Below are 11,723 nucleotides of genomic sequence, written 5' to 3'. Positions count from 1 at the left end.
CAAACCGGCCCCGACCGGTGTTGAAGGTGGGAGGCTGCGTTTCCAGGCAGCGCATGGATGCAGAACCTGCGCCGCCAGCCTGGAACCAGGCATAAAAGAACCCAGCCCCCAGTCTAACGGACGCCACCGGCCTTGCGACCCGCCGCGTCGAACTTCCGCTGTTTTGTGTCGTACGGAGCTTAGACGCAGCACGCCCGAACATGACATCCTCATGGTTGCGAGGAATCGGACCTGTGGCTGAGAATTCCCCACTTTACGACATCACGGCGCAAAAGCTGGACGGTCAGCCGCTGAAACTGTCCTACTTTTCCGGCCGTGTGCTTCTGATAGTGAACACCGCCAGCAAATGCGGCTTCACGCCGCAGTACGGCGCGCTGGAGCAGCTATATCGCGAATTCAATCCACGCGGATTTGAGGTGCTGGCGTTTCCCTCGAACCAGTTCGGGAACCAGGAGCCTGGCTCGGCGGCTGAAATTGCAGCCTTCTGTGAGCGCAATTACGGCGTGAGCTTCCCGGTGTTCGCGAAAGTGGATGTGAATGGCGCCCAGGCGCACCCGGTGTTCCGATTTTTGACGGCGGCGCGGCGCGGGTTTTTCGGAACGCGCAGGATCCTGTGGAACTTCACGAAGTTTTTGGTGGATCGTGAGGGAAACGTGATGGGGCGGTATGCTCCGAATACCGATCCGTCGAAGCTGCGGGACATGATCGACTTGTTGTTGAAGAAGCCTTAGACGGAGCGGCTAACGGGCGACCTGTAGAATGCACGCGAGGGTTGAATGCGCCGCAATGTTCCGCTGCTGCTGGTCCGGCTGATTGTTGGGATTGTGTTCTTGACGGAGGGTATTCTCAAGTTCCTGCAGCCGGAGGAGCTGGGGGCGGGCCGTTTCGCGCGTATCGGACTGCCGGCTGCGCATGTGCTTGGCCCCACGGTTGGGTTCGTCGAGATCATCTCCGGGGCCGCCGTGATCCTGAATCTTTATACAGGGGAGGCCGCGGTTCTGCTTCTGTGTGTGATTGTGACTGCGCTGGTGACGACCAAGGTGCCGATCTTGCTGGGGCACAGCGTGTGGCATTTCGGCGTGGCGAAGAGCGCGGCGCATACGGGCGTGCTGGGGTTTGTGCATGAAGCACGAACGGACCTGGCGATGCTGTTCTGCCTGGTGGCGCTTGTCACGGATTCCGGGGTGCGCTTTGGGCGGCCGCGGCCGTGGTGGCAGCGTCGGTAAGCGGCGATGGCAAGGCGAGCGCAGGCCGGCGTTAGGGAGCTGTTTGGATTCTTTCTGCGCCTTGGTCTGACGGGTTTTGGCGGCCCGGCGGCGCACATTGCCCTGATGGAGACCGAAGCAGTGGAGCGCCGCGGTTGGATCACGCGCGAGCGCTTTCTGGATCTGCTGGGGTCATGCAACCTGCTTCCTGGACCGAGTTCGACGCAGGTGGCGATGGCGCTGGGCTACGTGCGCGGGGGCTGGGCGGGGCTAGCCATTGCAGGAGTATGCTTCATCACTCCCGCGGCGCTGTGCACGCTGGCTCTGGCGTGGGCTTACGTCCGCTATGGACACCTGGCGCAGGCGCAGGGCTTGCTCTACGGAGCGAAGCCGGTAATGGTGGCGATCATTGCGCATGCGATCTGGCGCCTGGGCCGGATGGCCCTGAGGACATGGACGCTGGCGGTTGCCGGGCTTCTTTGCATCGCGGCGAATGTGGCGGGAGCAACGCCTATTGTTGTCCTGCTGCTGGCGGGTGGATTGTTTGCGGCGCAGGCTGTGCAGCGTCAGCACCGGGGCAGGGCGGGCTGGGCGCTGGCGGTTCCATCGTTTTTTGGTACGGCCGGTGTGTCGGCTGCGGCGCCGGGGCTGGTGCCGATCATGCTGCTGTTTCTGAAGCTGGGCGTGGTGGTGTTCGGATCGGGTTACGTATTGCTGGCGTTTTTGCAAGCCGATCTTGTTGACCGGCTGCACTGGGTGACGAAGGCGCAGTTGCTCGACGCCATTACGGCGGGGCAGTTGACGCCGGGGCCGTTGTTCGCGACCGCGACGTTTCTGGGATATCTGCTGCACGGGTACGCGGGGGCGGTGGTCGCGACCCTGGCGATTTTTCTGCCGTCCTTTGTGCTGGCGGGGCTGGTGGGCGCGATGGCGGGGCACCTGCGCAAATCTCCGGTGCTGGCGGGATTTCTGGATGGAGTGAACGCGGCGGCAGTGGCGCTGATGGCGACCGTCACGTACGCGTTGGGACGCGCGGCGCTGGTGGACGCGTGGACCTGGGCCATCGCGCTGATCTGCGCCGCACTGCTGTTGCGGTTCAAGCTGAATGCGACGTGGCTGATTGTTGGCGGAGGACTGGCGGGGCTCCTGCTTCATGGTGGGTTTCGCTAGGGTCAGCCATCGAAGCGAAACGCGCTGATTGCCGCACCCATCGGCTCGTCACGGAACACTCGCTTTCCCGGCGCGTTTCCGCCGGCGCCGGCCGCGATCATCAGCGGGATCAGATGCTCAGGCCGAGGATGCGCGAAGGAGGCAAACGGAGCGTTTTGCCAATAGCGCAGCATCTCGTTTCGCTGCGGCGCAGGAGACTCAACGGCGCTGGTCAGCCAGGCGTCGAAGGCCGCCGCGGGCTCCGAGGTCTCCGGCCGTAGATAAGCGCGCAGGTTGTGAAAGCTCATGCCGCTGGCCACGATGAGCACGCCTTCATCGCGCAGGTGAGCCAGGGCGCGTCCCGCCTGGAGGTGCAGTTCCGGGTCGAGGCCGCGATCGAGCGAGAGTGGCACTACCGGGATGCGGGCATCAGGAAACGCCACCTTTAGCGGCACGAAGACGCCGTGGTCGCAGCCGCGGGTCTGGCTCAGGCCGGCGGGTAGTCCGGCCTCGCGCAGCATTTTGGCAACCCGGGCAGCCAGTTCCGGATCGCCTGGGGCCGGCCAGGTTAACTCATATGTGTGAGGTGGGGAGCCGGAGTAGTCGAAGATCAGGTCAGGTTTCTCAACGGCGCCGGCCGTGAACCCAGCCTCCTCCCAGTGCCCGCTGATAACCAGCAGCGCGCTCGGCGTAGTGGGCAGCGAGTCCTGCAGAGTTTCAAGGAATCGCTGCGTCGGATGCCATGTGTCGGGCGGCCCCCAGGTCCAGTCCATGAAGAAGCAGGGGCCTCCACCGTGGGGGATGAAGATCGTGGGCTGGCGGGCTGGGTTGTCGCTCATTGCGGCTGCTCCTCATTGCGGCTGCTGCGGAATCGGCATGGCCGGCGCGGGACACAGCCACACGGACTCTAGCACTCGGATGCGACGGAGTTCCTCGTAGATTCAGCGAAGGTCCTCGGTCCGTGCGGAGCCGACGAGCACTGCGCTATCCACCGCTTCGCACCGCAATCAGCGCTGCCGTGGGCTGCAATTACTCGATGGAGTAAACGGCGGAGACTGTGGCGGTGCGGGTGACCTTGCCCGGCTCGATGGCGAGCGGCTGGTCGTTCTGCGTCTTGGCCATGGCCATCACGCGGCCACGCATCGGCATGACCTGCGGCTCGCCGATTCTGGACACATAAACGAGTGCTCCGAGGCGAACTCCCATTCCTTTGGCGAGGGCGGCGGCATCGTCTTTTGCGCGCGTGGCGGCATTTTCGAGCGCCTGGGCATCGAGTGCGGCAGGATCCTTGACGGTCCATTCGATCTCGCCGCTCACGGAGGCGCCTGCCGTGACAGCAGCGTCGAGAACCTGGGCTACGTGCGCGGGGTCGGTCTTCACGGTCCACTGCTGGACCAACTTGAATTTGTGCGACTTGGGCACCGAGTAGTCGCGATCGAGGTGCTGGGTCTCGCTGTGGATGGCGCTTTCAGACACGCCGGCCTGTTTGACGGCGGCGATGATCGCGTTCGAGGTTCGCGTTCCTTCGGCGTAGGCCGATTGCGCGTCAGAGGGATTGGTCTCAAAACCGATGTTCAGGATGGCGGTGTCTGGATCGGCTGTGACTTCTGCCTGGGCGTTCACAGTGAGCGTGCGGTTGGATGATTCAATTTTGAGTTCCACCTGGCCGGGGAACTGCGCGTACGAAAGCGTTCCGAAGACGAACGTGACGGCGAGGAAACAATTGGGATAAAAGCGCATGGTGATCTTCTCCTGTGTCCCGGGGGATCCGGGTACAGGATAGAACGCGCGGCGCGGGTCAGCTTGCGTTGTATTTTTCGCCAAGCTGGCGGAGTCTGGCGAGGGTGGTGTGATGCTCTCGCTCCCTACTCAATCGAAAACACGGCGTATACAGTCGCCTCTTCCCTAACTGTTTGAGGTCGAATTTCCAGCGTGGGTAAAGGCAGTTGGACTGCGCTGGCAACCGATGCGGACTCTGTATTCAGAACCAGACCCGCGCGCGGCATGAAGAGCCTCACGTTGGGCGTCTCATTGCTCGCGTATAACAGCGGACCCAATTTGACGTGAAGTCCTTCGGCCATGCGGCTGGCCACGTCGCGCGCTTTCATTAGCGCTGCCTCAGCCGCTTTTGCCTGGAGAGCCTTCCGATCTGAGAGTCTCCAATCGATGGCCCCGCTCTGATTCGCTCCGGCGGCGACAGCGTTTCGGATGACGGTGCCGGCGGATTCCGGGGATACACTTACCTGCCAGGACTGACGCATCACGAATTGCTTCCTGGCGCGCTGCTCCGGCTTGTCCTTATCATCGAATTCGGTGTTGCGCTGCAGTCCTTGACCGGAACTCTCAATGCTTCTGTTTTCGATACCGCCTTTGTGCAGGGACTCGAGAACGGTACGGGACAGCTTGCCGCCTTCCGCGTATGTGGTTTCTGCGTCCGGCCCGAATACCTCAAAGCCTACGGTCACGGCCGCGATATCCGCCGTGGTGGTTGCCTCGTCTGTGGTGCTGATGGCGATGGTCTTGTTTTCGCGATTTATCTGAAAGGTCTGCGCCGCCAGGCAGACGGGGGACACCACGCACGCACACACGGCGACCCACTGAAGTGAGATTCGCATGGAAGAGCCTCGCTGAGATTCAGCGAAAGCGTACCACAGGGATCCAGCAACGGATCAGATTAAGCGGCGCTCGAGTGTTTCTCGCCAAACTGGCGGAGTTTGGCGAGGGTGGCGGCGGCCTGGCCGGAGTCGATGGCTTCGTTGCCCATGGCGACGCCTTCTTTGAGATCGCCGGCGAGGCCGGCGGCGACGAGGGCGGCGGCTGCGTTGAGTACGACGATGTCGCGGCGCGCGCCGGGGATGCCGGTGATCACGTCATAAAGCAGGGACGCGTTGGTTGCGACGTCGCCGCCGGTGAAATCCTCAAGCTGGGCGCGGGGAACTCCGGCCATCTCCGGGGTGATGCGGGCGGCCTTCAACTGGGGTGGGCCGCCGTTGGGATTCTCCTCAATGCGGGCCACGACGGACTCGCCCGAGGTGGTGAGTTCATCGATGCCATCACTGCCGTGGACGACGAAGGCACGGCTGGCGCCGAGAGCGGCGAGAGTGCGGCCGACAAGGAGGACGCGGCTGGGAGCGAGCACGCCGATCACTTGAGCACGGGCTCCGGCGGGATTGGTGAGCGGTCCACAGAGGTTGAAGATGGAGCGGAAGCCGAGTGCTTTGCGTAGCGGGGCGACGGCCTTCATTGCCGGGTGATAGTGGGGCGCGAAGAGGAACATGAAGTTGGTGGCGCGCAGGCACTCGGCAGCAAGTTCAGGAGTGAGCGTGACGGGGACGCCGAGGGCTTCAAGGACATCTGCCGAGCCGCAGCGGGAGGTGACGGCGCGATTGCCGTGCTTGGCGACCTTTGCACCGGCGGCCGCGGCGACAAGGGCTGCTCCCGAGGAGATGTTGAAGGTGAGCGGGCCGCCGCCGCCGGTGCCGCAGGTGTCGACCAGTTGGGCGCGTTCTTCGTCGCTGAGGGGAACGGGGATGGAGCGGTCGCGCATGACCTGAACGAAGCCGGCCAGTTCGTCTGCCTGCTCGCCACGGGTGGCCATGACGGCCAGCAAAGCAGCGGTTTCGACCTCCGGGACCTGGCCGGAGAGAATCTCGGTGAGGACCTCCGCGGCCTGCTCGCGGGTGAGGGCCGCGCCATCTTCGGCCATAGGCTTCAGCAGATCTTTCACTCGACTCATTCTGATTTGATGATAGCGGGTTGGCTTGTCGGGAAGCTCGTTTCAGAGGGAACCGCACCGCAGGGCTACCCGGTTGCGCGTCTCGCATCTAACCGCTGCGTATAAGGAGGATATATATGACCCTGACGAGCGCAGCCGTTGAACAACTGGAAAGCCACATGCCCAAGGTGGTGGACGCGCGCACCCACGGAATCATTGATTATTGTCACGCCGCGTTCTTTTTTGGAATGGCATGGTTGTGGCGCAAGAACCAGCCGCGCGCGGCGACGGCGGCATTGCTGACGGGTGGATTCATCTTGGTGGAATCGATGCTGACCGATTACCCGCTGGGAGTGAAGAAGGTGATCCCGTTTGAAACCCACGGGCGGATGGATGCCGCGTTTGCGGGAGCATCGTTCATGGTGCCGAAGGTGTTTGGGTTTGAAGGCACGACGGCCTCGAAGGTGTTCACCGGGAACGGATTTGCCGAGAGCGCGGTGGTCGGCATGACGGACTGGAACAGCGAACATGCGCGGGAGGAAGAGCACGACGGCAAATTTGCGATCGCGTCGTAGAGCCGGCTGGAGCAGGAAGGCGCAGCGGATCTGCTGCGCCTTTGATTTCGCCGGCTGCTAACCGCCGTGACGGACGGATTGAGGGCGGTCATCGCCGCGGACCACGTTCGTATCCTTGGCTGTGTCGGAGTGGTGGGTGTCCACCTCCGGTTCGTCGTCGATGTTTTCGCGCTGTGTGGCGGGAAGGCGTGCGTCTTGCTGGGATGTGGCTTTGTGCTTGTGCAGATCGTCTGCCATGGGACTTCTCCTGGGCGCTAGGATGCGCTTGAGCGAAGGTCCTGTCGCTTGGGCAGCTCAGCAAAAAAGGCTCACCCCGGGGGCGGGCCTTTTTTGCGATGGGATAGAGTTCAGGCTTTTCCGATGGCGCGGGCCAGGGTTTCTCCCATTTCGGCCGGGGAGACGACGACGTGGATACCGGCTTCGCGCATGGCGTCCATTTTGCCGGATGCGGTGCCCTCGCCGCCGGAGATGATGGCGCCGGCGTGACCCATGCGGCGTCCGGGGGGCGCGGTCTGGCCGGCGATGAAGCCGACGACCGGCTTTTTGACGTGCTCCTTGACGTAAGCCGCGGCCTTCTCTTCATTGGTGCCGCCGATCTCGCCGATCATGATGATCGCTTCCGTGCCGGGGTCCTCATTGAGCAGCTTGAGCGCGTCGATGTGGGTGGTGCCGATGATGGGGTCGCCGCCAATTCCGATGGCCGTGGATTGGCCAATGCCGCGCTGCGTGAGCTGGTGCACTGCCTCGTAGGTGAGCGTGCCGGAGCGGGAGACGATGCCCACGTTGCCTTCCTTGTGGATGCGGCCGGGCATGATGCCGATTTTGGCTTTGCCGGGCGAGATGACGCCGGGGCAGTTGGGGCCGATGAGGCGCGACTGCGAGTTCTTGATCTTGGCCCAGACTTTGACCATATCGAGTGTCGGGATCCCTTCCGTGATGCAGACGATGAGCGGGATGCCCGCGTCTTCCGCTTCGAGGATGGCGTCGGCCGCGAACGGCGGCGGCACAAAGATCATGGTGGCGTTGGCGCCGGTTTCTTTCACGGCGTCGGCCACGGTGTTGAAGACTGGCCAGCCCTCATGCGTGGTTCCACCCTTACCGGGTGTGACGCCGCCGACCACATGGGTGCCGTATTCGGCGCAGCCTTTGGCGTGGAAAGTGCCTTCTTTGCCGGTGATGCCTTGAACGATGAGGCGCGTGTCGTTGTTTACTAAAACAGCCATGAAATACAGCTCCTAGCTTCTAGCTTCTAGCCTCTAGCCCCAAAAGACTTGAGAAACGCTCCCAGCATCTTGGAAGTCTCGATGCAAAGGGCCTCTGCCTTTGTCAGCAAGACCGCGTCTCCGATCTTCATTCGCTTGGCCAATAAAAGCTGCGTTTGAACTTCATAAGTGGATCCTTGAGCGATGTTCAAAAACTGCCTGAACTCGCCATCTGTGCCTCTCCCACGACCCTCCGCGATGTTGCTGGCGATTGATACGCTCGCTCGTCGCAGTTGAGAGGTGATGCCGTAGATTTCTTCCCTCGGAAACGTCCTTGTTAATTCATAAACGGAAACAGCCAATTCCATCGCTCTTTGCCAAACGATCAGGTCCTGGAAATCTTGCGCCAAGTCGAATCTCCAGTTCAGCCGGATTCAGCCAGAAGCTAGGAGCTAGAAGCTAGCGGCTAGAAGCTGCCTTTACAACGAGGTCGGCGGCTTCTTTCATGGTTGCGCCTACCTGGAAGTTCAGGCCCGAGTCCTTGAGGATCTGGCGGCCCTCTTCCACGTTGGTTCCTTCAAGCCGAAGGACGATAGGCACCTGCACATTCAGATTGCGCGCCGCGGCTACGACGCCGGTGGCAAGGCGATCGACGCGGAGGATGCCACCAAAGATGTTGATGAAAATGGCCTTGACGTTCTTGTCGCTGAGCAGAATCTCGAAGGCGTGCTCGATCTGTTCCTGGGTAGCGCCGCCGCCCACGTCAAGGAAGTTGGCAGGCGAACCGCCGGCGTACTGGATGATGTCCATTGTCGCCATGGCGAGACCCGCGCCGTTGACCATGCAGGCGATGGTGCCGTCGAGCTTGATGTAGTTCAGCGAGTACTTGCTGGCCTCCACTTCGAGCGGGTCTTCTTCATCAACATCGCGCAGCGCCTTGATCTCAGGATGGCGGAAGAGCGCGTTGTCATCGAAGTTGATCTTGGCGTCGAGAGCGAAAAGCTTGTCGTCTTTGGTGGTGATGAACGGATTGATTTCGACCAGTGAAGCGTCGGTCTCGAGCGTGGCCCGATAGAGGCTCTGGAAGAAGGCGACGGCCTGATTGATCTGGGTGGACTTGAGGCCCAGGGCGAAGGCCAGCTTGCGCGCCTGCCATGCGCCAAAGCCGACGGCGGGATCGACTCTCTCCTTAAAGATGGCCTCAGGAGTTTTGGCGGCGACCTCTTCGATATCCATGCCGCCGGCCTGCGAAGCCATGAACACCAGTTCGCCGGTGGCGCGGTCGAGGACGATGCCGAGATAGAGTTCGCGATCAATTTGCGCGGTCTCCTCGACGAGCAAGCGCCGGACCTTCTGCCCCTGGGGGCCCGTCTGGTGAGTGACAAGCTGCATACCGAGAATTTTCTGGACGTGTTGCTCGGCTTCGTCGCGGCTTTTGGCAACCTTCACGCCGCCGCCCTTGCCGCGGCCTCCGGCGTGAATCTGCGCCTTGACGACAACGCCCGATGCGCCCTGGGCGAAAAGCTGGCGCGCAACTGCGGCTGCTTCTTCGGGGGTGTTGGCTACTTCGCCCCTGGGAATGGGCACGCCGTACTTCGCCAGGATTTCTTTCGCCTGATACTCGTGAATCTTCATTGGATTGGGACCGCCACGGCCGCTGAGATTTGGGGGTTCGGAGAGCCTGGCCGCAAAAAGTCCGGCCAGTGCAGGAACGTGCCAGCGGTAGGCAAATCATAAATGGCGCGCCTTAAGGGCGGCAAACACCAGTGGGCACGCGGCACTGCCCGCGCAAGCGTGCGTCTTATATGATGCCGACAGCAAATTCCGCCCGATGCAGGTGACAGATGAGCTATCCAAGAACGGAGCCCGGTCCTGATGGGGCCGCGACCAAATCGCAACTGCGCAAGACGATGGGCTTCTGGGATGTGCTGCTGTTCAACATCGCCACGGTGCTGGGGCCGCGCTGGATTGCGGCGGCGGGCCACAACGGGACCTCGTCCATCAGCCTGTGGGTGCTGGCAGCGGTGTTCTTCTTCGTGCCGGGCGCGCTGGTGATCAACGAGCTGTCCTCGCGCTTCCCGGAAGAAGGCGGGCTGTATGCGTGGGCCAAGGAGGCGTTTGGGCCGTTCCATGGTTTTGTGGCGGGTTGGACGTATTGGATCTACACCGTATTTTATTTTCCGGGGCTTTTGCTGGCATCGGCGTCGATGTCGGCTTACATCATCGGCGGCCGCGGCGTGGCGCTGGCGGAGAACCGCACGTTCCTGCTGATTGTGTCTCTGGCGCTGCTGCTGGTGGCGGTGGGGCTGAACATCATCGGGCTGAACATTGGGAAGTGGCTGCAGAACGCGGGCGGCGTGGGGACGTATTTGCCGCTGGTGATCCTGGCAGTGGTGGCGGCGATTGTGGTGGTTACGCACGGCTCCGCTACGCATTTCACGGTGCGGAACATGATGCCAACGCTGAATTGGGACACGGTGAACTTCTGGTCGCAGATCGCATTCGCCTTCACCGGGCTTGAACTTGTGGCTGCCATGAGCGAAGAGGTACGAGATCCGCGACGCACTCTGCCTCGCGCGGTGTATGGAGCGGGAGCATTGATTGCGCTGATGTATATCGCGGGGACTTTTTCGATTCTGGCGCTGGTGCCGGCGGGCGATATCGATCCGCAGAGCGGCGTGTTTCACGCGATCACGGTCGGGTCAGTGGCCTTGAAGGTGGGCGCCCTGGGCATGCTGGCGGCGATTCTGGTCACGTTTGGCAATGCGGGCGGCGTAGGCAGCACGGTTGCGGGTATTGCGCGCGTGCCGTTTGTGGTGGGCATCGACCGGTACTTGCCGGCAGCGTTCGGCAAGATTCATCCCAAGTGGAAGACGCCGTGGATTTCGATTCTGGTACAGGCGGGTTTGTCGGGCATCATCCTGCTCCTGAGCCAGATTCACACCCAGTCTGTGATCGCGGCTTACCAGGTAATCGTTGATGCGGCCATCATCCTTTACTTCATTCCCTTCCTCTATATGTTTGCCGCGGTGATCAAGCTGGCCGGGCGGCGGGATAGAAGCGAGAATAGCCATGCAGTGCTGGTACCAGGGGGAAGACTGGGCGTGTGGGTGTGCGGGGCACTGGGTTTTATCGTCGTTCTGCTGGGAATAGGCCTTTCGTTTGTGCCGCCCGGGGGCGCTGAAACTGCCGACTTCGAAATCAAGCTCATCGGCGGCACTGCAGGGGCGGTGCTTATAGGGCTGTTCCTCTACTGGAGAGGAGCACGGTCGAAGCGAGCCTCTGCCTGAGCTTCCTAGGCCGCGTGAATACGGTCGTCGTTGCTACGCTCCGCGACCCGGCCTTGCAGCGCCCGGGGCTGCAACAGGCGCGCAGTGATGATCACGGCAGGGGTGAGCATCACGATGGAGTTGAGCACCCACATCTCCGCGCCGGCGGCGATCTGATCTTTCATGGGTGTCAGTGAAGTGATGCGCTCTGCCTGCGCGTAGGACGGGTAGAGCACGTGGCTGGAGAAGGTCAGAGTGGCGGAGAGGACCGTGTTGAGAATGTCCGCGGTCAGCAGATAGGGAATGAGGGTCCAGCGCGGCCAGCGCGGCTGCGCAGGCCACGGCGCCAGCACCACCCACCAGAACGCGGTCGATGTGAGAAAGAAGCAGAGGTGTTCGAAGTCGTGAATCTGCTCGGACTGAAACGTTAGCTCAAACATGGCCGGCACATGCCAGCCGAGATAGGCGATATTCATCGCCAAAAACGCAAAGACGGGATGGGTGAGGAAGCGGCAGAGCGCGTGGAACCATGGCGCGCGAAAAAAGGGCCGTGAGAGCAGACGGATGATGGGGCGCGGCAGTCCGCGAAGAAGAGGCACGGTTGGCGC

At 62.1% G+C, this 11,723-nt stretch carries 14 protein-coding genes; 5 read left to right on the top strand and 9 right to left on the bottom strand.

Annotated elements, in window-relative coordinates:
- The first annotated feature begins 233 nt into the window (after positions 1 to 233).
- Genes VGL22_RS15380 through chrA form a run of 3 tightly spaced genes read left to right on the top strand, consistent with a single transcriptional unit; the run spans position 234 to position 2,375 of the window.
- Complete coding sequence (locus tag VGL22_RS15380; RefSeq protein ID WP_465267823.1) at positions 234 to 731, top strand: glutathione peroxidase; 498 nt, start codon at positions 234 to 236, stop codon at positions 729 to 731.
- Positions 732 to 776: 45 nt separating this feature from the next.
- Positions 777 to 1,226 carry a DoxX family protein gene (locus VGL22_RS15375; protein ID WP_465267822.1) on the top strand — a complete coding sequence of 150 codons (450 nt, stop codon included), beginning with the start codon at positions 777 to 779 and terminating at the stop codon, positions 1,224 to 1,226.
- 6 nt (positions 1,227 to 1,232) lie between these two features.
- Positions 1,233 to 2,375, top strand: a complete 1,143-nt coding sequence (gene chrA, locus VGL22_RS15370; RefSeq protein ID WP_465267821.1) for a chromate efflux transporter — start codon at positions 1,233 to 1,235, stop codon at positions 2,373 to 2,375.
- 2 nt (positions 2,376 to 2,377) lie between these two features.
- On the opposite strand, the gene VGL22_RS15365 is transcribed toward chrA, so the two are convergent.
- The 4 genes from VGL22_RS15365 to trpD all read right to left on the bottom strand — a co-directional run bounded on the left by VGL22_RS15365 (position 2,378) and on the right by trpD (position 6,090).
- Positions 2,378 to 3,193, bottom strand: a complete 816-nt coding sequence (locus VGL22_RS15365; protein WP_465267820.1) for a DODA-type extradiol aromatic ring-opening family dioxygenase — start codon at positions 3,191 to 3,193, stop codon at positions 2,378 to 2,380.
- 190 nt (positions 3,194 to 3,383) lie between these two features.
- Positions 3,384 to 4,094 carry an SIMPL domain-containing protein gene (locus tag VGL22_RS15360; protein ID WP_465267819.1) on the bottom strand — a complete coding sequence of 237 codons (711 nt, stop codon included), beginning with the start codon at positions 4,092 to 4,094 and terminating at the stop codon, positions 3,384 to 3,386.
- A 125-nt stretch (positions 4,095 to 4,219) separates the two neighbouring features.
- Positions 4,220 to 4,969, bottom strand: coding sequence for an SIMPL domain-containing protein (locus VGL22_RS15355; RefSeq protein ID WP_465267818.1), 750 nt, complete (start codon positions 4,967 to 4,969; stop codon positions 4,220 to 4,222).
- A 59-nt stretch (positions 4,970 to 5,028) separates the two neighbouring features.
- Positions 5,029 to 6,090, bottom strand: coding sequence for an anthranilate phosphoribosyltransferase (trpD, locus tag VGL22_RS15350; RefSeq protein ID WP_465267817.1), 1,062 nt, complete (start codon positions 6,088 to 6,090; stop codon positions 5,029 to 5,031).
- Between the two features lie 116 nt (positions 6,091 to 6,206).
- On the opposite strand from trpD, the gene VGL22_RS15345 reads away from it, so the two are divergent.
- A complete protein-coding gene (locus tag VGL22_RS15345) occupies positions 6,207 to 6,644 on the top strand; it encodes a hypothetical protein (RefSeq protein ID WP_465267816.1) in 438 nt (145 codons plus the stop codon).
- 57 nt (positions 6,645 to 6,701) lie between these two features.
- Here the strand turns inward: VGL22_RS15345 and VGL22_RS15340 are convergent, their stop codons facing one another.
- The 4 genes from VGL22_RS15340 to sucC form a co-directional block, all read right to left on the bottom strand.
- Entirely contained in the window at positions 6,702 to 6,881 is a 180-nt protein-coding gene (locus tag VGL22_RS15340) for a hypothetical protein (RefSeq protein ID WP_465267815.1), read from the bottom strand.
- A gap of 110 nt (positions 6,882 to 6,991) precedes the next feature.
- On the bottom strand, positions 6,992 to 7,867 hold the full coding sequence (sucD, locus tag VGL22_RS15335; RefSeq protein ID WP_465267814.1) for a succinate--CoA ligase subunit alpha: 876 nt from the start codon (positions 7,865 to 7,867) through the stop codon (positions 6,992 to 6,994).
- 26 nt (positions 7,868 to 7,893) lie between these two features.
- Positions 7,894 to 8,256 carry a four helix bundle protein gene (locus VGL22_RS15330; protein ID WP_465267813.1) on the bottom strand — a complete coding sequence of 121 codons (363 nt, stop codon included), beginning with the start codon at positions 8,254 to 8,256 and terminating at the stop codon, positions 7,894 to 7,896.
- A 49-nt stretch (positions 8,257 to 8,305) separates the two neighbouring features.
- A complete protein-coding gene (gene sucC, locus VGL22_RS15325; RefSeq protein ID WP_465267812.1) occupies positions 8,306 to 9,481 on the bottom strand; it encodes an ADP-forming succinate--CoA ligase subunit beta in 1,176 nt (391 codons plus the stop codon).
- A 209-nt stretch (positions 9,482 to 9,690) separates the two neighbouring features.
- Between sucC and VGL22_RS15320 the strand changes: the two genes are divergently transcribed.
- Positions 9,691 to 11,136 carry an APC family permease gene (locus VGL22_RS15320; protein WP_465267811.1) on the top strand — a complete coding sequence of 482 codons (1,446 nt, stop codon included), beginning with the start codon at positions 9,691 to 9,693 and terminating at the stop codon, positions 11,134 to 11,136.
- A 5-nt stretch (positions 11,137 to 11,141) separates the two neighbouring features.
- On the opposite strand, the gene VGL22_RS15315 is transcribed toward VGL22_RS15320, so the two are convergent.
- Positions 11,142 to 11,723 (bottom strand): cytochrome c oxidase assembly protein (locus VGL22_RS15315; protein WP_465267810.1); only part of this gene is annotated, 582 nt, incomplete at its 5' end.

The sequence above is a fragment of the Occallatibacter sp. genome, from assembly GCF_036502485.1.
Lineage (GTDB): Bacteria > Acidobacteriota > Terriglobia > Terriglobales > Acidobacteriaceae > Telmatobacter.
This window is presented reverse-complemented; position numbering and strand designations above follow the sequence as displayed.

Excerpts from the sequence above, each read along its gene's own strand:
- sucC (WP_465267812.1), bottom strand. The coding sequence starts at position 9,481 with ATGAAGATTCACGAGTATCAGGCGAAAGAAATCCTGGCGAAGTACGGC.
- VGL22_RS15375 (WP_465267822.1), top strand. The coding sequence starts at position 777 with ATGCGCCGCAATGTTCCGCTGCTGCTGGTCCGGCTGATTGTTGGGATT.
- chrA (WP_465267821.1), top strand. The coding sequence starts at position 1,233 with ATGGCAAGGCGAGCGCAGGCCGGCGTTAGGGAGCTGTTTGGATTCTTT.
- sucD (WP_465267814.1), bottom strand. The coding sequence starts at position 7,867 with ATGGCTGTTTTAGTAAACAACGACACGCGCCTCATCGTTCAAGGCATC.
- VGL22_RS15345 (WP_465267816.1), top strand. The coding sequence starts at position 6,207 with ATGACCCTGACGAGCGCAGCCGTTGAACAACTGGAAAGCCACATGCCC.
- VGL22_RS15320 (WP_465267811.1), top strand. The coding sequence starts at position 9,691 with ATGAGCTATCCAAGAACGGAGCCCGGTCCTGATGGGGCCGCGACCAAA.
- trpD (WP_465267817.1), bottom strand. The coding sequence starts at position 6,090 with ATGAGTCGAGTGAAAGATCTGCTGAAGCCTATGGCCGAAGATGGCGCG.
- VGL22_RS15360 (WP_465267819.1), bottom strand. The coding sequence starts at position 4,094 with ATGCGCTTTTATCCCAATTGTTTCCTCGCCGTCACGTTCGTCTTCGGA.
- VGL22_RS15355 (WP_465267818.1), bottom strand. The coding sequence starts at position 4,969 with ATGCGAATCTCACTTCAGTGGGTCGCCGTGTGTGCGTGCGTGGTGTCC.
- VGL22_RS15365 (WP_465267820.1), bottom strand. The coding sequence starts at position 3,193 with ATGAGCGACAACCCAGCCCGCCAGCCCACGATCTTCATCCCCCACGGT.
- VGL22_RS15340 (WP_465267815.1), bottom strand. The coding sequence starts at position 6,881 with ATGGCAGACGATCTGCACAAGCACAAAGCCACATCCCAGCAAGACGCA.